Genomic DNA, 18,085 nt, shown 5'->3' on the forward strand with positions numbered 1-18,085 from the left:
GGCGCTAGGTGCCGCCCGGTTCCTTTGCAAGGCTGGGGCCGCGAGGCGCGCTGCCGCCCATCGCGGCTGGCCTTCACCGCTTTCCCTTTCATTTTACCGCAAACTCATGTATGGGCGGGCCTATCTGAGACGATGTGCCCAGGCCCTGGCACGCGAAAGAAAGATAAGTGGGGCCGGCGGCAATGGGGCCGCCACGCAAACGGGAGACCCGGAGGGCCGGGAGCGCTCCCTTTTAGGATACGCTAGATGTTTAACGTTACGAAGAAATCGATGCAGTGGGGCGAGGAAACGCTCACACTGGAAACCGGCAAGGTTGCCCGCCAGGCAGATGGCTCCGTGATTGCCACCCTGGGCGAAACCTCGGTCATGGCCAACGTGACCTTTGCCCGTCAGCAGAAGCCCGGCCAGGACTTCTTCCCGCTGACCGTGCACTACCAGGAAAAATACTATGCTGCGGGCAAGGTGCCCGGCGGCTTCTTCAAGCGCGAAGCGCGCCCGACCGAAAAAGAAACCCTGACCGCGCGTCTGATCGACCGTCCGATCCGCCCGCTGTTCGTCCCCGGCTTCAAGAACGAAGTGCTGGTGATGTGCACGGTGCTGAGCCACGACCTGGTCAACGACCCGGACATCGTTGCAATGATCGCGGCCTCCGCGGCGCTGACCCTGTCCGGCGCACCTTTCATGGGCCCGATCGCGGGTGCCCGTGTTGGCTTCGAGGACGGCGAATACGTTCTGAACCCGACCGTCGACGACATGCAGGACCTGCGCCTGAACCCCGAGCAGCGCCTGGATCTGGTTGTTGCCGGCACCAAGGACGCGGTGATGATGGTGGAATCGGAAGCCTATGAGCTGTCCGAGGCCGAGATGCTGGGTGCGGTGAAATTCGCCCACGAGCAGATCCAGCCGGTGATCGACCTGATCATCTCGCTGGCCGAAGAAGCGGCGAACGAGCCCTTCGACTTCACCCCGCCGGATTACGCCGACCTCTATGAGGCGGTCAAAGCCGCGGGTGAGACCGAGATGCGCGCCGCCTTTGCGATCACCGACAAGCAGGAGCGCACCGCCGCTGTTGCCGCCGCGCGTGAGACCATCAAGGAAAAGCTGACCGAAGAGCAACTGGAAGACGCCAACCTCGGCTCGGCGTTGAAAAAGCTCGAAGCGGGCATCCTGCGCGGCGACGTGGTCAAGACCGGCAAGCGGATCGATGGCCGCAAGACCGACGAGATCCGCGACATCGTTTCGGAAACCGGCCTGCTGCCGCGCACCCATGGCTCCGCCCTGTTCACCCGCGGCGAGACCCAGGGCCTGGTTGTGACCACGCTGGGCACCGGCGACGACGAGCAATTCATCGACGCGCTGCACGGCAACTTCAAATCCAACTTCCTGCTGCACTACAACTTCCCGCCGTACTCGGTTGGTGAAGTGGGCCGTGTCGGCTCCCCGGGCCGCCGCGAAATTGGCCACGGCAAGCTGGCCTGGCGTGCGTTGCAGGCGGTTCTGCCGGCACCGACCGACTTCCCCTACACCATCCGCGTGGTGTCGGAGATCACCGAATCCAACGGCTCCTCCTCGATGGCATCCGTCTGCGGCGGCTCGCTGTCGATGATGGACGCGGGCGTGCCGCTGAAAGCACCGGTTGCCGGTGTTGCGATGGGCCTGATCCTGGAGGACGACGGCTCCTACGCGATCCTGTCGGACATCCTGGGCGACGAAGACCACCTGGGTGACATGGACTTCAAAGTGGCGGGTACAGAAAACGGCATCACCTCGCTGCAGATGGACATCAAGGTTGCCGGCATTACCCCGGAAATCATGGAGAAGGCCCTGGCCCAAGCCAAGGACGGCCGGATGCACATCCTGGGTGAGATGGCCAAGGCGCTGTCCGAAACCAATGAGTTCTCGGTTCACGCCCCGCGCATCGAGACCATGCAGATCCCGACCGACAAGATCCGCGAAGTGATCGGTTCCGGCGGCAAGGTGATCCGCGAGATCGTCGAGGTGTCCGGCGCCAAGGTCGACATCAACGACGATGGTGTGATCAAGATCGCCAGCCCGAACGGCGACGCCATTCAGAAGGCCTATGACATGATCTATTCGATCGTGGCAGAGCCGGAAGAAGGTCAGATTTACACCGGCAAGGTCGTGAAAATCGTCGACTTCGGCGCCTTCGTGAACTTCTTCGGCAAGCGCGACGGCCTGGTGCACGTCTCCCAGATCGAAAACCGCCGCCTGAACCATCCGTCGGACGTTCTGAAGGAAGGCCAGGAAGTGAAGGTCAAGCTGCTGGGCTTTGACGACCGCGGCAAGGTCCGCCTGTCGATGAAAGTTGTCGATCAGGAAACCGGCGAAGAAATCAAGAAAGAGGAAGCTGCTGAAGGCTAAGGTCTGAAACAGTTTCCGGACGGGTCCCGGCTGCAAGGCCGGAACCCGTTTACTCTGTCCGGTACCGCTGCTCCTGACGGGCAGCTTCCTGGACCCGGCGCATAAAACCCTGCGCTTTTCCGGTTCTTAGGCTGCTCTGCTGGTTCTGACGCCATACTGGAGCGCTGACCGGGCTACTCAAAAACTCAGCTGGAGATCCCATGCGTCCGCTCTTTTACGATTTGACCGAGCTGCTGTATCTGTCTCACGGGTTTAAGACCTACTACGGCATTGCCAAGGTTGTCGCGGAAGGCGCCAAAGAGGCCTTCAGGGCCGATAACGGCACCCGGTTTGTTGCGTATTCGCAGGGGCACGACGCATTTTTTGAGGTATTTCCGAAATATGACGACTCCGCCGAAGGCGGGATCGACCTGAATGTGCCGAATTCCGGCAAGCCATTCTTCATGCGGCGCATTCACAACCGCAAGAAAAAGAAAGCCCTGCACCACATCGCCCCCATCGTGTTCGGAGTTGTAGACCTGATCGAGCGGTCCCGCTGGGCGCTGAGCGGTGCTGATAATCCGATCGTCAATCTGGATGGCGGTGCCTGGGTGAGCTGCGGGCGGCCCAAGCTGATCATTCACCCGATCAAGCACCTGAAAAAGCTGGACGTGGAAATCCACGTGCTGATTCACGACATGATCCCGCTGCATGATTTCAAACGCGGCGGTGCCCCTGATTTTTCCAGCTCGTTCCTAGGCGACAACCAGTGGCTGCTGGAGCACGCTGACCATGTGATCGGCAACTCGCAATTCACCATCGACGACGCCAAGGATTTTGCCAGCCAAGGCATCCTGCCGGAGCCTAAGCGTACCTCGGTGGCGCCGCTGGTGCATGAGCTGCGTGCCGGAGATGAGGAACAATCGGTGGATATCCCTGATCGCCCCTATTTCCTGATGGTTGGCACGATGCTGGGCCGCAAGAACCTTGATGTGGTTCTGAATGCGATGAACCTGATCGCCAAGCGGGGTGAGACACCGCCGCTGCTGGTTCTGGCAGGAAAACGCCGCCACCGCACCATGGACTACCTCGACAAGGAAGAAATGGCGCTGGTCAAGCAGCATGTGCTGCAGCTGGATACCCCGAACCAGAAGGACCTGGTGCGGCTGTACGAAGCCTCTCAGGGGGTGATCCTGCCCTCACGCATCGAGGGCTGGGGGCTGCCCGCCGGCGAAGCGTTGTGGGCCGGTGTCCCGGCGGTGTGCGCGGACATTCCGGTTATGCACGAAGTCTGCGGCGATCTGGGACTGTATTTTGGGGTGGATGACCCCGAGACCCTGGCGGGGCACATTCAGCGCCTGGTGCAGGACCAGGCATTTGCCGCTAAGTGGCGGGCGAAGATCGCGGCGAACCGTGATCAGCTGCGCACGTGGCGCGACTTCGGCCAGGACCTGCTGGCCAATGTCGCCGCCAATTCCGAGCCGGCCCGCGCTCAGTCTGTTTCGCTGCGGGCGTAAACATCCTCGTAGCGGATGATGTCATCCTCGCCGAGGTAGGATCCGGTCTGAACCTCGATCAGAACCATGTCCATCTTGCCGGGGTTTTCCATGCGGTGAACGGCACCCAGCGGGATATAGACCGACTGGTTCTCCGCGACCAGCTGCTGGGTCTCGTTAATGGTCACGCGCGCAGTGCCCTGCACCACGATCCAGTGCTCTGACCGGTGGAAATGGCTTTGCAGTGACAGCGCGGCGCCAGGTTTGACAACAATCCGTTTGACCTGAAACCGCTGTCCTGTCACCAGGCTGTCGAAATAGCCCCACGGTCGGTGATCGCGCGGGAACTGCACCGCCTGCGGCGCTTGCTGCGATTTCAGCAGCTCAACGGCTTTCTTGACGTCCTGAGTACGCGACTTGTCGGCGACCAGCACAGCATCCGGCATGGCAATGGCCACGATCCCGTCAAGCCCCAAGCCGACAATCTGCTGGCTGTTGGCTTCGGACCGCAGCAGCACATTTTTGCAATCAATGGCCGCTGCGTTGCCGTTGGTTGCGACACCGTCCGCATCCGGGCCGCTCTCCGCCCAGACAGCATTCCAATCCCCAAGATCCGACCATTCGCCTTCGAATGGCACGGAACAGATATTCTTGGCCTTCTCCATGATCGCATAATCGATCGAGATGTTCTCTACCGCAGACCAAGCCTCTGGGTCCAGGCGCAGGAAGCCCAGATCCTTCTTGGCGTTCTCGACGGACTTGCGGACTGGCGCGACCAGATGCGCTGCGTGCTGCTCGAAGGCGTCAATGACCGCGCGGGCGGAGAACAGGAAGATGCCCGCATTCCAGAGATAGTTACCGGCGGCCAGCATCCTTGCTGCTGCGGCGGCGTCGGGTTTCTCGACAAAACGGCTCAGAGGCGCTGGTTTCCCGGGCTCTGCTTCGCCACCCAGCTGCAGATAGCCGTAGCCGGTTTCAGGGTGCGTCGGAACAATTCCAAAGGTCACAAGGTCGCCGGCCTGCGCCCGCTCTGTCCCCGCCAAAACCGCAGCGCGGAAGGCGTCCGCATCGGGGATCACATGGTCCGAAGGGGCCACGATCAGCAGCGCATCGGGGTTCTCAGAAAATGCGTGCAACGCTGCAGCCAGGACCGCAGGCGCAGTATTGCGCCGGTCCGGTTCAATCAGAATGGCACCCGGGTCAATGCCTGCCCCCAGCAATTGTTCGGTGACGATAAACCGGAAATCCGAGTTGGTCACCACGATGGGCGCCGCGAAGCCGTCGCCTGACAACCGCCCGACGCTCTCCTGAAACAGGGTTTTATCGCCTTTCAGGGACGTGAACTGCTTGGGATAGGATTCCCGCGACAAAGGCCACAGCCGTGTTCCTGAGCCACCGCACATCAAAACTGGTGTGATCTGCATTCGGACCTCCTGTATTTTGCATGCGCTATAAGTGAATGGAGCTCCTGAGACAAACGCTCAACGCGGCCCCGGCAGGCTGAGAACGGCACTGCCTGGTTGCAATGCCGTCCCCGCGCGGTGCGAGCCTGATGTCACTCCGGCGCTTTGACCTTGCGCAGATAGGGGAAGATGGTTTCGTACTCGCCGAACTTCGCGCTAGCCTCTTCGTCCGAGACGCTCGGCGGGATGATCACGTCTTCACCGGGCACCCAGTTGGCCGGGGTGGCAACGCCCTTGGCAGTCATCTGCAGCCCGTCCAGCGCCCGCAGGATCTCGGCAAAATTGCGGCCCACGGTCATCGGGTAAGTCATGTTCAGTTTCAGTTGCTTGTCCGGGCCGATGATAAAGACGGAACGCACGGTGGCGCTGTCCGCCGGGGTGCGGCCGTCGGGCAGATAAGCTTCGGCCGGCAGCATGTCGAATGCCTTGGACACAGCCAGACCGTCATCCGCGATGATCGGGAAGCCAGGATTCGCCTTGCCGTATTCTTCGATGTCCTTCTTCCACTTGCGGTGGTCTTCGGCGCTGTCGACGGATACGCCGATTACCTTAGTGTTCCTCTTGGCCCATTCATCATTCAGCTGCGCTACAGCGGAAAACTCGGTGGTGCAGACCGGGGTGAAGTCCTTTGGGTGCGAAAACAGAATCGCCCAGCTGTCGCCGATCCAGTCATGGAAGCTGATGGTGCCCTGGTCGGTCTCAGCGGTGAAATCCGGAACCACGTCGTTAATGCGCAAACCCATGGCATTGTCCTCCTTGTCAGGGTGTCGTGTCTGATTGTTTTGTCCGGCCGCGGTCAGGCAGCCTGAGTCGCCTCAGGAACAACCTGGGGGCTCCGCCGTTACGTTACAGCCCCTGGCACGGGATGCCACGTGAATTCTCCAGCAGCTTTGCCCGGCAAGGATTTGCAGGCACCGCGTCGGGACCGTTGACAGTCCTACGCATAATTTGATCAAATTATGCAGCCGAAGCCCCTTGCCCCCCTGCTGGCCTGGTGACACAGTGTCCGCCAAACCGCCCAGACGGTTGGGAGAGAACGTCTGTATTGGGAGATCCCGCATGATCGAGAAACGCGACTATTACATCAATGGCCAGTGGGTGTCCCCTGCTGAACCGAACGACTTCGAGGTGATCAACCCCTCGACGGAGGAATCCTGTGCAGTGATTTCGCTGGGCTCCGAGGCTGACACCAACGCTGCGGTTGCAGCGGCCAAGTCTGCCTTTCCGGGCTGGATGGCCACCCCGGTGGAAGAGCGCATCGCGCTGGTGGAAAAACTGATCGAAATCTATGAAGCCCGGGCCGAGGATCTGGCCCAGGCAATGTCGATGGAGATGGGCGCGCCGATCAACCTGTCGCGCACCTCGCAGGTTGGTGCCGGCAGCTGGCACCTGCGCAACTTCATCGCCGCGGCCAAGGAGTTCAAGTTCGACGCGCCGTTGAATGAAAACGCTCCGAACGACCGTATCATTCATGAGCCGGTGGGCGTTTGCGCGCTGATCACACCGTGGAACTGGCCGATGAACCAGATCACGCTCAAGGTGGGCGCGGCGGCGGTTGCCGGCTGCACCATGGTGCTGAAGCCGTCCGAGCAAAGCCCGCTGAACGCGATGATCTTTGCCGAACTGATGGATGAGGCCGGCTTCCCGGCAGGTGTTTTCAACCTTGTGAACGGCGACGGCATGGGCGTTGGCGCGCAGCTGACCGGGCATCCGGACGTGGACATGGTGTCCTTCACCGGCTCCACCCGCGCAGGAATTGCGATTTCGCAGAATGCGGCTCTGACACTGAAAAAAGTGCATCTGGAGCTGGGCGGCAAAGGCGCCAACGTGATCTTTGAAGACGCCGATGAAAAGGCGGTGAAGCGCGGCGTGCTGCACATGATGCAGAACACCGGGCAGAGCTGCAACGCGCCCAGCCGGATGCTGGTGCAGAAGAGCATCTATGACCGCGTGGTATCCGAGGCTGCGGAAGTGGCCGCCAAGGTCGAAGTTGGTCCCGCCGATAAGGAAGGCCGTCACATCGGCCCGGTGGTGAATGAGCTGCAGTGGAACAAGATCCAGGACCTGATTCAGAAGGGCATCGACGAAGGTGCCAAGCTGGTAGCCGGCGGCACCGGGCGTCCGGACGGGCTGAACAAGGGTTACTACGTAAAGCCCACGGTCTTTGCCGATGTGAACAACCAGATGACCATCGCGCGCGAAGAGATCTTTGGCCCGGTGCTGGCGATCCTGCCGTTTGAGACCGAAGAGGAGGCGATCGAGATCGCCAATGACACGCCTTACGGCCTCACCAACTATGTGCAGACCCAGGACGGCGCCCGCGCCAACCGCATGGCCCGCGCGCTGCGCTCCGGCATGGTGGAGATGAACGGCAAGTCGCGCTCGGCCGGTTCGCCCTTTGGCGGTATGAAGCAGTCCGGTCAGGGCCGTGAGGGCGGCAAATGGGGGATCGAGGATTTCCTGGAAGTGAAAGCCGTCGGCGGCTGGGCGGCTGAGTAAGCGTTCCGCCTTGAAGGAACGGGAAGCCGCCTTTCGGGGCGGCTTTCTTTTTTTCAGATACCGTCTCCGGTGGGTGTGCTCCCGCGCCTGCATGCCCCCCGGCTGCGCCGGGCAGCCCGCCGGCTTGGGCGTGGCCCGTGCTGCGCACGGGCAAGGGGAGCTAAGACGCGCTGGCGGGGCAGGTGATCAGAAATAGGCTCTAAGCAGGCAGATTACGGCGATTCCAGCGGCCATGGTAAGCGGCAGGCTGCGGGTTGCCAGGGCGATGGATAGAGCTGCAGCGCCGGCCGCCCACTTCTGTGGACCGCCCTGCATCAACAGATACGTGACCAGTGACAGGATCAGGCAGCCCGGAAGCGCCTGCAGGCCACGTGCCCAGGGTCCGTGCTCCGGCAGCCGCCGGCCCAGCATGTAGCCGGAGAACCGGACCGCAAAGGTTGCCGCCGCCAGGCCGAAGATCAGGGTCCAGGTTTCAGTCATCGCCCAGCACTCCGGCGATGGCCGCGCCGCCGAGGCCGCCCAGGATCAGGGTCCAGGTCGGATCCAGCGGAGTCAGCAAGCCCGCCAGCAGCACGATGGCGATGGATCCGGTCCAGGGCATCAGCATGGCGCTGCCGCTCCACAACGACCGCAGGATGGCGATGAAGGCGGCAGTGAAGGCAAAGTCCATACCGAGGGCTTTTGGTTCCGGCACCACCGTGGCAAAACTTGCTCCCGCCACCGTGGCCAGCACCCAGACCGCCACCAGCCCTAGGCCGCCGCCCACCAGGTACCAATAGCCCGCGCGGTGGCCGCGGGCGCGCATCGCGTGCATCAGCGCCCAATTCTCGTCGGTTGCCAAATGAACGCCTAGCAGTACCTGCCACCAGGGGCGTCCGGCGAACTCGTCCCGCAGAGAAGCAGTAATCAGCAACAGCCGCAGATTCAGCGCCAGCCCGGCCAGCAGCGCCGCGCCGGCGCCAGCCCCGGCCACCAGCCGTTCTACAGCGATGATCTGAGAGGAGCCGGCAAACACAATGGTTCCCATCACCCCGGTCTGAAGCCCATCCAACCGTGCCTGTGCCGCCAGAAGTCCAAAGGCCAGCCCATAAACACCAACGCCAATCGCCAGGGGCAGGATATCGCGCAGACCGGCGGTCAGCTGGCTGCGGGTGCTGCTGCTGTCGGCTATGTCTTGCAGGGCCATTGGACTGCTCCTCTGGAAGCGGGTCTGCGGTTCAGTTATACCGAACGTCAGGTTTCTATATCGAACGACCTATTCGTTCGTCAAGTCGAACGAAAGGATGAAATAAAGAACATGTCAGCGCCCCACCAGATGATTGCCGCAGCCATCCAGCGCGAGCGCAACCGCGCAGGCAAGTCGCTCTCGGCGCTTGCCGCGCAGGCGGGAATTGCCAAATCGACCCTGTCGCAGCTGGAAGCAGGCAACGGAAACCCCAGTGTAGAGACGCTTTGGGCTCTGGCTGCGGCGCTGGATATCCCGCTGAGTCTGCTGTTTGAGACCGAAGCACCCGCCACCACCCTGATCCGGGCAGGGGAGGGGGAGCCTCTGGAATCGGAGCAGTCGGATTTCACCGCGGTCCTGCTGTCGCGCTGTCCGCCGAATGTGCGCCGGGATGTCTACCGGGTGGTGATGCAGCCGGGAGAGGTCCGCCAGGCCCAGCCGCACCCGCGCGGCACGGTTGAGCATATGCTGGTTTGTTCCGGCCAGATGCGGGCGGGACCGGACGGGCAGGAACAACTTCTGAGCGCAGGTGATTACTACACCTATCCCGGAGACCGCCCGCACAGCTATGAGGCGCTGCATGCCGATACGCTGTTCATTATGGTGATGGAGGCGCCGTGAAACGGCCGGGTCAGAACTCTGGCTTCACCCGGAACTTCAGCGACTCGCCGCTGTCCGGGTGTTTGATCCGTAGCTCCTCGGAGTGCAGCATGAGCCGCGGGTGATCCAGAGCCGCTCCACTGGCATAAAGCGGATCGCCCAGGATCGCGTGGCCCAACGACAGCATATGCACTCGCAACTGGTGCGACCGTCCAGTTTTCGGTGTCAGCCGCACCCGGGTGGCACCGTCCTCGTATTTGATCACCCGCCAGTCGGTGACGGCGGGCTTGCCGGTCTCATGGCAGACCATCTGTTTCGGGCGGTTCGGCCAGTCGACGATCAGCGGCAGATCCACCGTGCCGCTCCGCGGCTCCAGTATTCCCGCCACCCGCGCCACATAGGCCTTCTTGGTGGTGCGCTTTTCGAACTGCATCGAAAGGTGCCGCTGCGCGTGAGGGGTAAGGCCGAACACCATCACGCCAGAGGTGTCCCGGTCCAGCCGGTGCACTAGCAGCGCCTCAGGAAACACCGCCTGAATGCGGGTGATCAGGCAGTCCGCCAGGTGCTCGCCGCGGCCCGGCACCGACAAAAGGCCCGCAGGCTTGTTCACCGCCAGCAATTCGGCGTCGTGGTGCAGGATGTCCAGCGGGTCCTGCGGCGGGGTGTATTCACTTGAAACGGCCATGGGGACTTGCCTAGCGCCAGAGTCGGGCCGGGGCAAGCACGGCTCACCTCCGCGGCTGATGCTTTCCCTTCTCCCTTTTGATTTGCTAAATTGACACGGTCCCGGCGATCCGGTAACCGGCGCGCCTCACTGATACATGGGGACGATGCATGGCACGCAAACGCAAAGGGCGCGATATTTCCGGCTGGCTGGTAGTGGACAAGCCCGCTGGGCTGACCTCGACCGCGGTTGTGAACAAGGTGCGCTGGGCGCTGGATGCCAAGAAGGCCGGCCATGCAGGAACGCTGGATCCTGAGGCGACCGGTGTTCTGGCCGTGGCGCTGGGCGAGGCGACCAAGACCGTTCCTTACATCACCGACGCGCTCAAGGCCTATACCTTTACCGTGCGGCTGGGCCAGGCAACCAACACCGATGACGCCGAGGGCGAGGTAATCGCACAAAGCGATGCGCGCCCGACTGACGAGCAGATCAAAGAGGCGCTGCTGCCCTTCCTGGGTGAGATCATGCAGGTGCCGCCCAAGTTCTCCGCCGTGAAAATCGACGGTCAGCGTGCCTACAAACTCGCCCGCGATGGTGAGGATGTGGAGCTCGCGGCCCGCCCGCTGTGGGTGGAGGAGCTGATCATGCTGGACCGTCCCGACGAGGATCACGTGGTGCTGGAAATGACCTGCGGCAAGGGCGGCTATGTGCGCTCCATCGCTCGAGACCTTGGCGCGGCGCTGGGCTGCCACGGCCACGTTAAGGAGTTGCGGCGGATCTGGTCCGGCCCGTTTGATGCCGAAGACGGCGTCTCGCTGAAGCTGATCGACGAACTGGCGAAATCTCCAGAGCTCGACCAGTACCTGCGGCCGCTGGAGGAAGGTCTCGCCGACCTTCCCGAACTGAAGTGCACACCGCAGGGGGCCGTGCGGCTCCGCAATGGCAATCCGGGGATGGTGATGGCCGCGGACGTGGAGTATGGCGACGAAGCCTGGGCCTCGCTTGAAGGCCAGGCGGTAGCCGTAGGCATCTACAAGTCGGGCGAGTTGCACCCGAGCCGGGTATTCGCGCAGCCGGAGTGACCCGGCTGCGTTGCGGCGGACGCTCGCTAGTTTCAGCCTGAGACGTTGCGTTTCACCTCCAGCCGGGCATGCAATTTGCTGGGCGCAGCCACCGGATCGCTTAAATCGTACCAGGTTTCATCGCCGCCTTTCGGAGTGTAAAGGAAGCCTGCATCCACGCCGGTATACCCTTCCGGAGGCAGACCTTCGCCGCTGTCGAGCTGCCGTCCTTTGCTTCAGCAGTGCTGAAACAGCTGCGCAGGTCAAAGGCGGGGCCCTGCGGCATGCTGTCGACAGGGAATGATTTTCCGCTGCTTAGCTGGATTTCCACGTGTTCCGTCCCCGGATAGACATCGGTGAGGACAGGGCCGCCCAGCGTGCTTTCGGGGGTCATTTGAGCCCCGATACTGTCGGGCCTGGGCCACCGGTTCCTGTAATGCCCAGCTCAGGACCACATCAAGCCCAGCGGGTGTCCTCAGTCCCGCGCATTTCATCCGGGCCGGTACCGGAATGGTCACTGTCCACCATCGCGACGGAGCCTGCCGCGGCAAGGGGGAGAATAATGAGGAGTGCCTTGGCAACTCCAAGAACAATGCGCTCCAATCGCCGCGACCGCCCTGGGCAGGCCCGCGCGCGGGCGCAGCCCCGCAGATGGCCATCAGGCGGGGCCGGCATCGTGGTTTGTTCCGAGAACCGACTGATCCTGCTGCGCAGATAGGATAACGCTCGCTGCGGAGCCCTGGGCAGGTGTGATCGCCTCCCCTGCCGCGTTCCGCCACCGGACTTCATCAGTGGAATAGTCATCGTAGAAGGCGATGCTGATCCCGGATTGATCGCCAGGCACAGTGGCGACGGCGGTGCCGTCCATTGCTATCAGTGTATGATCCTGACCGGCGTCGTATTCCACAGACAGGCCAGCAATGGCGTCTTCAAAGCGGAAGCTGCTGAAGGGGCCGAAACCGGCAACAACAGGAAAGTCTATCAGCAGCTTGTCCTCCGCCGCGTCGAAATCGGTGATCTCTGCTGCCGGTGTTCCAGGTTCGTATGTATTGGTGAAAGCGTGGAAGCTGTCCGCACCCTCGCCGCCGGTGGCGGTGGTCCCAGGCCCGATCCACAAGTGATCATCGCCTTCGCCGCCATCCAATACATCGCCATCATCACCAACCGTGGTCAGGCTTCCAGGGTAGTGGTGGTATGACTCCCCATAGTAGACAGTGCCGCTGCCGCTGAACAGCGCGTCGTCGCCCGCGCCGCCGGAGAGTGTGTCCGCTCCGCCTTTGCCGAAGATAACGTCGTCACCGTCTGTGCCGTTCAGACTATCGTCACCTGAGGTTCCGTTGACAGCATCCAGGGCAAAGGGAGCACTGATACGGACGTCCTCAAAGCTCACCGTGCGGAGGGTGGTGCCATCGCCTGCGAGTATTTCCACGTCGAGCGTTTCGCCGTCATCCAGCGAAACTCCTGAAAGGGTCAGAACCGTTTTGTGGCTGAGGGTGTCGACAATACGCAGCCCGGTGCCGTCTTCCGTCTCGAACAGTTCAAAATTAGGCGTCGTACCGGCTAAAGCCAGCTGATCGGAGGTCAGCTCAAAATCCTCGATCACAGTCGCGGGGCTGCCTGCGTCGTCCAGGATAAAGCGGTCTGCGCCTGCGCCGCCTCGGGCGGTGTTGCCCGCGCCCAGGTGCAACTCGTCATCGCCGCTGCCGCCTGCCAGCAGGTCCTGATCTTCGGCATTGCCGGTGATCGTGTCATTCCCTGCAGTGCCGTCCAGAACGTCGTCCAAGCCAATGGTGCCGCTCAGCTCGACTGCGCCGGGCGGCGGGTCTGGCTCGACGGGTTCCGGCTCAACCGGCTCTTCCGGGCTTTCCGGAATTGTTTCTTCTGATTCCGAGCCCTCGGCGCTGAGAGCGGCTACCGTGCCGGCGAATGCGAGTAAAAGAAGAAGTTCCAAATTAACCTGTTTGAATTGATATCAACGCAATTAAGGGGAAGCGGCTTCAAGATGCACTTTAAGGTTGCGGCAATCCTGCTTGGATTGCAAGCTGCTCCGAGCTAGTAACCCCCGTATGATCACCCGCAGCCACATTAAGGGCGATGCCCCCTCGACCGCCGTCTACTCGGACTGCGAAACCTACCGCTACAGCCTGACGCGTGTTTGGGACCCGGACGGGCGGCGGGTGATGTTCGTGATGCTCAACCCCTCGACCGCAACCGAGGTGCAGAACGACCCCACCATTGAACGCTGCGAGCGCCGCGCCCGTGCATTGGGATTTGGTGGCTTCATGGCTACAAATATCTTTGCCTGCCGGGTCACAGACCCACGTAGGATGAGGCAGCTGGAGGCGCCGGAGGGTCCTGATAATATGTCAGCGATCCTGGAAGGGATGGCATGGGCCGATACAGTGATTTGTGCCTGGGGCACCCATGGCGCGCACCGAGGCCAAGGCGCGCGGGTCGCAGCGGCGCTGAGGTCATCCGGCGAACCGCTGTACCATCTAGGTCTCAGCAAAGCGGGGCATCCGAAACATCCGTTGTACATTGCCTACAGTCAGCAGCCGGAGCTGTGGAAACCGGGAATGGGCACCTGAGCCCTGCGTTAACCGTTGTTCCCGTTTTGTTTTGCTGTGGTTGCCTCTCTATGTAATTGTGTTTTGTGTTTGAGCTTTCCCAGGGGTTGATCTGGCGATGTTGTGGTTGGCAAGTGTGTTGGGGCTTGTTGCTGTTGGAGGCGTGGTCCTGGTTGACACCAGTTCTGAGGAAGATGGGCCGGATGCCCCGCCCGATCCAGAAACGGATGGCGGCGGTCACGAAGGCGGATTTATCGAGCCAAGTGGCGGGACCGTGACTGGCACGGAACGCGGTGATGTTCTTGCCGGATCCGGATCTTCAGAGAGCATCTTCGGCGGTGCCGGGGATGACCAGATCGGTGGCTACGGCGGCAACGACTGGATCGACGGCGGCACCGGCAGTGACGTTTTGCACGGGCAGGACGGTGATGACAGCCTGTTCGGCGGAGACGGTTCGGATCTGCTGCACGGCGAGAACGGTGCCGACTGGCTGGAGGGCGGTTCCGGCGGCGACAGTCTCTATGGGCATTTTGGTGACGACACGCTGCTTGGCGGCGGTGGTTCGGATCTGCTGCACGGCGGCCAGGGGCAGGATTGGCTGAGCGGGGGTGCGAACCAGGATAGGCTGCATGGCAACGATGGCGATGACAGTCTGACAGGCGGTGGCGGGGAAGATGCGCTGTTCGGGGGGCACGGAAATGATGTTGTCTCAGGTGCCGGCGACGGGACCGAACAGGATTATGTCAATGGCGGTGACGGGGATGACACGCTGATTGGCGGCGCGGGTGATGTCCTGACAGGCGGTGGCGGCGATGATCAGTTTGTGGCGGGAAGCTGGACCAGCAACGGACTGGCAGTGCAACTGATGGACTACGATGCTGCCGAAGACCAGTTGGTGTTAGTCTGGGATTTCGGCGGCGGCGAAGAACCAACGGTGGAGGTGCAGCAAAACCCGCAGGCAGCGGCAGAGAAGCTGATTCTGGTCAATGGCGAGACAGTCATGCGGGTTTCGGGGGCCGAGGGGCTCACCACGGAGGACCTGGTGCTGATCGACCAGGGGTCTGTGGAGGGAACCGGGTTGCTGCCGCAATAAGCCCGTCAGCCGACCCGCCGGAGCATTCTTATGCTGCATCCGGAAGTTAGCCTTTGCCTTCCTAGTGGAAACATCATATACGCCCGCATCTGCCGTGATTCCGCGGCAGGTTTCTCCATGGGCCTGTGCTGGACGACATCCCGGCCTGAGCCATCCACTCTAACCTATGAAGGAGACCCCGATGTCGATCACTGCGGAAGAAAAAGCGCGCCTGATGAAAGAATTCGCAACCAAGGACGGCGACACCGGTTCCCCGGAAGTCCAGGTTGCAATCCTGACCTCGCGCATCAACACCCTGACTGAGCACTTCAAAACCCACAAGAAGGACAACCACGGCCGCCGTGGCCTCCTGAAGATGGTTGCTCAGCGCCGCAAGCTGCTGGATTACACCAAAGGCAAGGATGAGGCCCGTTACCAGGACCTGATCAAGCGCCTGGGCATCCGCCGCTAATCCGCGCTTATCCGGATTTTTTGCGCCCGTTCCGAAAGGAGCGGGCGCTTTCTTTTGCACCGGCATCCTGAAGCGGCGGCGGCTCCCGCGCCCGCGGCCTCCCCGGCTGCGCCGGTCAGGCTTTGGGCTTGGGCGTGGCCCGCGCTGCGCACGGGCAGTTGCTGCCTGTGGCATGGCAGGCACTTGCGGGCTTGACGGACTGTTTTAATAAGAAACGCCGCCCCGGAAGGAGCGGCGTTTTGTCTGTACCGGCAGCTGCCGGATTACTCGCCGTAGGGAACCCAGATGTTCTTGATCTCGGTGGCCTCCTGCAGGAAGCGCTTGGTATGATCCCGCGCCCAGTCGGTGGCTGTGCCGTTGTTGACCCAGGTGCGCTTCAGGTTGCCTGCGGATGCCGCTTCAATGCCTGCTGACAAATCTGTGGAGGAAAAGCTCCAGACCGCGTCGACGTTCAAATGGGAGGCCAGCGGTTTGGCCAGCTCTGAATGGCTGCCGGTCAGGATATTGACCACGCCTGCGGGCACATCCGAAGTATCCAGAACCTGGTAGAAATCGGTTGCGGCCAGCGGGAAAGGCTCAGAGGCCGCTAGCACCACCCGGTTGCCCATGGCAATGGCAGGCGCCATGGCAGAGACCAGGCCCAGAAGCGGAGCTTCGTCTGCGCAGAGCGCGCCGATCACGCCAACCGGCTCCTTCATCGCCAGCGCGACGCCGCGTATCGGAACGCCGTGGACCTGGCCATCGTATTTGTCAGCCCAGGCGGCAGCGGTGAAGAGGCGTTGAATGGAGGCCTCAACCTCTGCTGCTCCGCCTTTCTTGCCGGTCATCGCGTCGATGCGGGCCGCGAACTCATCTGCACGTACGGAGAGGTTTTCGCCGATGTAGTAGAGAATTTGCGCCCGCAGGTGGCCAGTGGTTTTGGACCAGCCTTTGGCGCCTGCGGCGGCTTCGACTGCGTTGCGCACGTCCTTTCGGTTGGCGAGGCCAACATGTCCCAGCAGCGCGCCGGACTTGCCATAGACAGCCCGGGAATAACCGCCGTCCGGGCGCGCCTGCTTGCCGCCGGTATAGAGCTTGGCAGTACGGTCCAGCGGATCTGCAGGGGCACCGTTGCCGTCCAGCGTCTCCACTTTGGCGAGCGGTTTCGCCTTGGCTTTGGGCCGGGTGTAGGCTGCCAGCCCTTCCCAGCCGCCTTCGCGCCCGAAGCCGCTTTCGCGCACGCCGCCAAAACCGGCGGCGGCGTCGAACATGTTGGTGCCGTTGATCCAGACCACGCCGGCAGCGAGTTTCGGCGCCATGTCGAGCGCCAGGTTGACGTTCTCGGTCCAGACGGTTGCCGCCAGGCCGTAACGGGTGTTGTTTGCCAGCTCTACCGCTTCTTCAGGAGTGCGGAAGGTGCAAGACACCAGTACGGGGCCAAAGATCTCCTCTTGCATCAGCGGATCGGCTGGCGACAGACCCTCGATCAGGGTCGGGGGGTAGAAGCAGCCGCCTTCGGGCATCTCGACTTGGGCCTGGTGCATCTGCCCTGCGCGGTTGGCCGCCACCATCCCGCTGATGGTGTTCAGCTGAACCGGGTCGACAACGGCACCCACGTCAATGCATTTATCAAGCGGGTTGCCGACGCGCAGCCCGTCCATGCGGGCCTTGAGCTTGGTGTGAAACCGTTCTGCTATACCCTCCTGCACGAGAAGGCGGGAGCCGGCGCAGCAGACCTGGCCCTGGTTGAACCAGATTGCATCCACCAGGCCTTCGATGGCGGAGTCGATGTCGGCGTCATCGAAAACGATGTAGGGCGACTTGCCGCCCAGCTCCAGCGTCAGCGCCTTGCCGCTGCCTGCTGTGGCTTCGCGGATCTTGCGGCCAACCGATGTCGAGCCGGTGAAGGCGATTTTGTCGACGTCCGCCGCGGTGATCATCTCACCCACGGCGCCATCGCCGGTTACGATGTTCACAACGCCCTTGGGAAGGCCTGCCTGGCGGCAGATGTCGGCGAACAGCAGCGCGGTGAGCGAAGTGTATTCAGCAGGCTTCAGAACCACGGTGTTGCCCATCGCAATGGCAGGCGCAATCTTCCAGGCCAGCATCAGCAGCGGGAAATTCCAGGGGATGATCTGGCCGCACACACCCAGGGCTTCGGCGTCCGGCAGTTCGCTGCCCATCAGCTGGGCCATGCCAGCATGATAGTAGAAGTGCCGCTGGGCCAGCGGGATGTCGATATCGCGGCTCTCGCGGATCGGCTTGCCGTTGTCCAGCGTCTCCAGCACGGCAAACAGGCGGGAATGCTTTTGCAGCAGGCGCGCGATGGCATAGAGGTACTTGGCCCGGCCCGGGCCGCCAAGCGCTTCCCATTTGCCTTGCGCCTTGCGGGCGGCCTCAACCGCGGCGTCCACGTCGGCCTGAGTGGCATGGGTCAGGCTGGCCAATACTTCCCCGGTGGCCGGGTTCCTGCTGTCAAAGCCGTTGCCGGGGGCGGTGAACTCACCGTTGATGAAATGACCGAAGCGGCCGCCCTGATCGACCAGCCAGGCCAGTGCCTCGGCGGCGCTTTCGGGTGCAGGGCCGTATTCCATGGTGTCGAAATTCTCTTTGATGGTCATGTGTT

The 18,085-nt window shown here is 62.2% G+C and carries 16 protein-coding genes; 8 read left to right on the top strand and 8 right to left on the bottom strand.

Annotated elements, in window-relative coordinates; translation table 11 throughout:
- Positions 1 to 246 precede the first annotated feature (246 nt).
- Entirely contained in the window at positions 247 to 2,382 is a 2,136-nt protein-coding gene (gene pnp, locus ACXAED_RS09070) for a polyribonucleotide nucleotidyltransferase (RefSeq protein WP_475048961.1), read from the top strand.
- 200 nt (positions 2,383 to 2,582) lie between these two features.
- Positions 2,583 to 3,878, top strand: coding sequence for a glycosyltransferase family 4 protein (locus ACXAED_RS09075; RefSeq protein WP_475048964.1), 1,296 nt, complete (start codon positions 2,583 to 2,585; stop codon positions 3,876 to 3,878).
- On the opposite strand, the gene ACXAED_RS09080 is transcribed toward ACXAED_RS09075, so the two are convergent.
- Together ACXAED_RS09080 and ACXAED_RS09085 are read right to left on the bottom strand one after the other, a co-directional pair.
- Positions 3,854 to 5,281, bottom strand: coding sequence for a mannose-1-phosphate guanylyltransferase/mannose-6-phosphate isomerase (locus tag ACXAED_RS09080; protein WP_475048967.1), 1,428 nt, complete (start codon positions 5,279 to 5,281; stop codon positions 3,854 to 3,856). The genes ACXAED_RS09075 and ACXAED_RS09080 overlap by 25 nt on opposite strands.
- A gap of 131 nt (positions 5,282 to 5,412) precedes the next feature.
- Positions 5,413 to 6,063: a peroxiredoxin gene (locus ACXAED_RS09085; protein ID WP_475048970.1), complete on the bottom strand. Its 651-nt coding sequence runs from the start codon at positions 6,061 to 6,063 to the stop codon at positions 5,413 to 5,415.
- Between the two features lie 316 nt (positions 6,064 to 6,379).
- Here ACXAED_RS09085 and ACXAED_RS09090 point away from each other — a divergent pair, with 316 nt between their 5' ends.
- A complete protein-coding gene (locus ACXAED_RS09090; protein ID WP_475048973.1) occupies positions 6,380 to 7,819 on the top strand; it encodes an aldehyde dehydrogenase family protein in 1,440 nt (479 codons plus the stop codon).
- A gap of 186 nt (positions 7,820 to 8,005) precedes the next feature.
- On the opposite strand, the gene ACXAED_RS09095 is transcribed toward ACXAED_RS09090, so the two are convergent.
- Both ACXAED_RS09095 and ACXAED_RS09100 read right to left on the bottom strand, forming a co-directional pair.
- Positions 8,006 to 8,299, bottom strand: coding sequence for an AzlD family protein (locus ACXAED_RS09095; RefSeq protein ID WP_475048976.1), 294 nt, complete (start codon positions 8,297 to 8,299; stop codon positions 8,006 to 8,008).
- Positions 8,292 to 9,005, bottom strand: a complete 714-nt coding sequence (locus tag ACXAED_RS09100; RefSeq protein ID WP_475048977.1) for an AzlC family ABC transporter permease — start codon at positions 9,003 to 9,005, stop codon at positions 8,292 to 8,294. The genes ACXAED_RS09095 and ACXAED_RS09100 overlap by 8 nt, the downstream gene beginning before the upstream one ends.
- A gap of 111 nt (positions 9,006 to 9,116) precedes the next feature.
- Here ACXAED_RS09100 and ACXAED_RS09105 point away from each other — a divergent pair, with 111 nt between their 5' ends.
- On the top strand, positions 9,117 to 9,665 hold the full coding sequence (locus tag ACXAED_RS09105) for a helix-turn-helix domain-containing protein (RefSeq protein ID WP_475048978.1): 549 nt from the start codon (positions 9,117 to 9,119) through the stop codon (positions 9,663 to 9,665).
- A gap of 10 nt (positions 9,666 to 9,675) precedes the next feature.
- Here ACXAED_RS09105 and ACXAED_RS09110 read toward each other — a convergent pair whose 3' ends face one another.
- Complete coding sequence (locus tag ACXAED_RS09110; RefSeq protein ID WP_475048980.1) at positions 9,676 to 10,329, bottom strand: RluA family pseudouridine synthase; 654 nt, start codon at positions 10,327 to 10,329, stop codon at positions 9,676 to 9,678.
- A 149-nt stretch (positions 10,330 to 10,478) separates the two neighbouring features.
- Between ACXAED_RS09110 and truB the strand changes: the two genes are divergently transcribed.
- Complete coding sequence (gene truB / locus ACXAED_RS09115; RefSeq protein ID WP_475048983.1) at positions 10,479 to 11,390, top strand: tRNA pseudouridine(55) synthase TruB; 912 nt, start codon at positions 10,479 to 10,481, stop codon at positions 11,388 to 11,390.
- A gap of 100 nt (positions 11,391 to 11,490) precedes the next feature.
- On the opposite strand, the gene ACXAED_RS09120 is transcribed toward truB, so the two are convergent.
- Together ACXAED_RS09120 and ACXAED_RS09125 are read right to left on the bottom strand one after the other, a co-directional pair.
- A complete protein-coding gene (locus ACXAED_RS09120; protein WP_475048986.1) occupies positions 11,491 to 11,763 on the bottom strand; it encodes a hypothetical protein in 273 nt (90 codons plus the stop codon).
- Positions 11,764 to 12,027: 264 nt separating this feature from the next.
- Positions 12,028 to 13,320: a calcium-binding protein gene (locus tag ACXAED_RS09125; protein WP_475048989.1), complete on the bottom strand. Its 1,293-nt coding sequence runs from the start codon at positions 13,318 to 13,320 to the stop codon at positions 12,028 to 12,030.
- A 115-nt stretch (positions 13,321 to 13,435) separates the two neighbouring features.
- Between ACXAED_RS09125 and ACXAED_RS09130 the strand changes: the two genes are divergently transcribed.
- From ACXAED_RS09130 to rpsO, 3 genes are all read left to right on the top strand, one after another.
- Positions 13,436 to 13,957, top strand: coding sequence for a DUF1643 domain-containing protein (locus ACXAED_RS09130; RefSeq protein WP_475048992.1), 522 nt, complete (start codon positions 13,436 to 13,438; stop codon positions 13,955 to 13,957).
- 142 nt (positions 13,958 to 14,099) lie between these two features.
- Positions 14,100 to 15,029: a calcium-binding protein gene (locus tag ACXAED_RS09135; RefSeq protein WP_475048995.1), complete on the top strand. Its 930-nt coding sequence runs from the start codon at positions 14,100 to 14,102 to the stop codon at positions 15,027 to 15,029.
- 181 nt (positions 15,030 to 15,210) lie between these two features.
- Positions 15,211 to 15,480 (top strand): 30S ribosomal protein S15, encoded by a 270-nt coding sequence (gene rpsO / locus ACXAED_RS09140; protein ID WP_008555454.1) that lies wholly within the window; start codon positions 15,211 to 15,213, stop codon positions 15,478 to 15,480.
- A 263-nt stretch (positions 15,481 to 15,743) separates the two neighbouring features.
- Here the strand turns inward: rpsO and ACXAED_RS09145 are convergent, their stop codons facing one another.
- The gene (locus tag ACXAED_RS09145; RefSeq protein WP_475048997.1) at positions 15,744 to 18,080 is read right to left on the bottom strand and encodes an aldehyde dehydrogenase family protein; all 2,337 of its coding nucleotides are present in this window, start codon (positions 18,078 to 18,080) and stop codon (positions 15,744 to 15,746) included.
- Positions 18,081 to 18,085: the final 5 nt, after the last annotated feature.

The organism is Leisingera sp. ABM4_103 (assembly GCF_056158685.1).

Bases quoted from the DNA above. Each gene is read 5' to 3' on its own strand.
- ACXAED_RS09130 (WP_475048992.1), top strand. From the start codon at position 13,436: ATGATCACCCGCAGCCACATTAAGGGCGATGCCCCCTCGACCGCCGTC.
- ACXAED_RS09110 (WP_475048980.1), bottom strand. From the start codon at position 10,329: ATGGCCGTTTCAAGTGAATACACCCCGCCGCAGGACCCGCTGGACATC.
- truB (WP_475048983.1), top strand. From the start codon at position 10,479: ATGGCACGCAAACGCAAAGGGCGCGATATTTCCGGCTGGCTGGTAGTG.
- rpsO (WP_008555454.1), top strand. From the start codon at position 15,211: ATGTCGATCACTGCGGAAGAAAAAGCGCGCCTGATGAAAGAATTCGCA.
- ACXAED_RS09080 (WP_475048967.1), bottom strand. From the start codon at position 5,281: ATGCAGATCACACCAGTTTTGATGTGCGGTGGCTCAGGAACACGGCTG.
- ACXAED_RS09095 (WP_475048976.1), bottom strand. From the start codon at position 8,299: ATGACTGAAACCTGGACCCTGATCTTCGGCCTGGCGGCGGCAACCTTT.
- ACXAED_RS09085 (WP_475048970.1), bottom strand. From the start codon at position 6,063: ATGGGTTTGCGCATTAACGACGTGGTTCCGGATTTCACCGCTGAGACC.
- ACXAED_RS09105 (WP_475048978.1), top strand. From the start codon at position 9,117: ATGTCAGCGCCCCACCAGATGATTGCCGCAGCCATCCAGCGCGAGCGC.
- ACXAED_RS09090 (WP_475048973.1), top strand. From the start codon at position 6,380: ATGATCGAGAAACGCGACTATTACATCAATGGCCAGTGGGTGTCCCCT.
- ACXAED_RS09075 (WP_475048964.1), top strand. From the start codon at position 2,583: ATGCGTCCGCTCTTTTACGATTTGACCGAGCTGCTGTATCTGTCTCAC.
- ACXAED_RS09145 (WP_475048997.1), bottom strand. From the start codon at position 18,080: ATGACCATCAAAGAGAATTTCGACACCATGGAATACGGCCCTGCACCC.
- pnp (WP_475048961.1), top strand. From the start codon at position 247: ATGTTTAACGTTACGAAGAAATCGATGCAGTGGGGCGAGGAAACGCTC.
- ACXAED_RS09120 (WP_475048986.1), bottom strand. From the start codon at position 11,763: ATGACCCCCGAAAGCACGCTGGGCGGCCCTGTCCTCACCGATGTCTAT.
- ACXAED_RS09100 (WP_475048977.1), bottom strand. From the start codon at position 9,005: ATGGCCCTGCAAGACATAGCCGACAGCAGCAGCACCCGCAGCCAGCTG.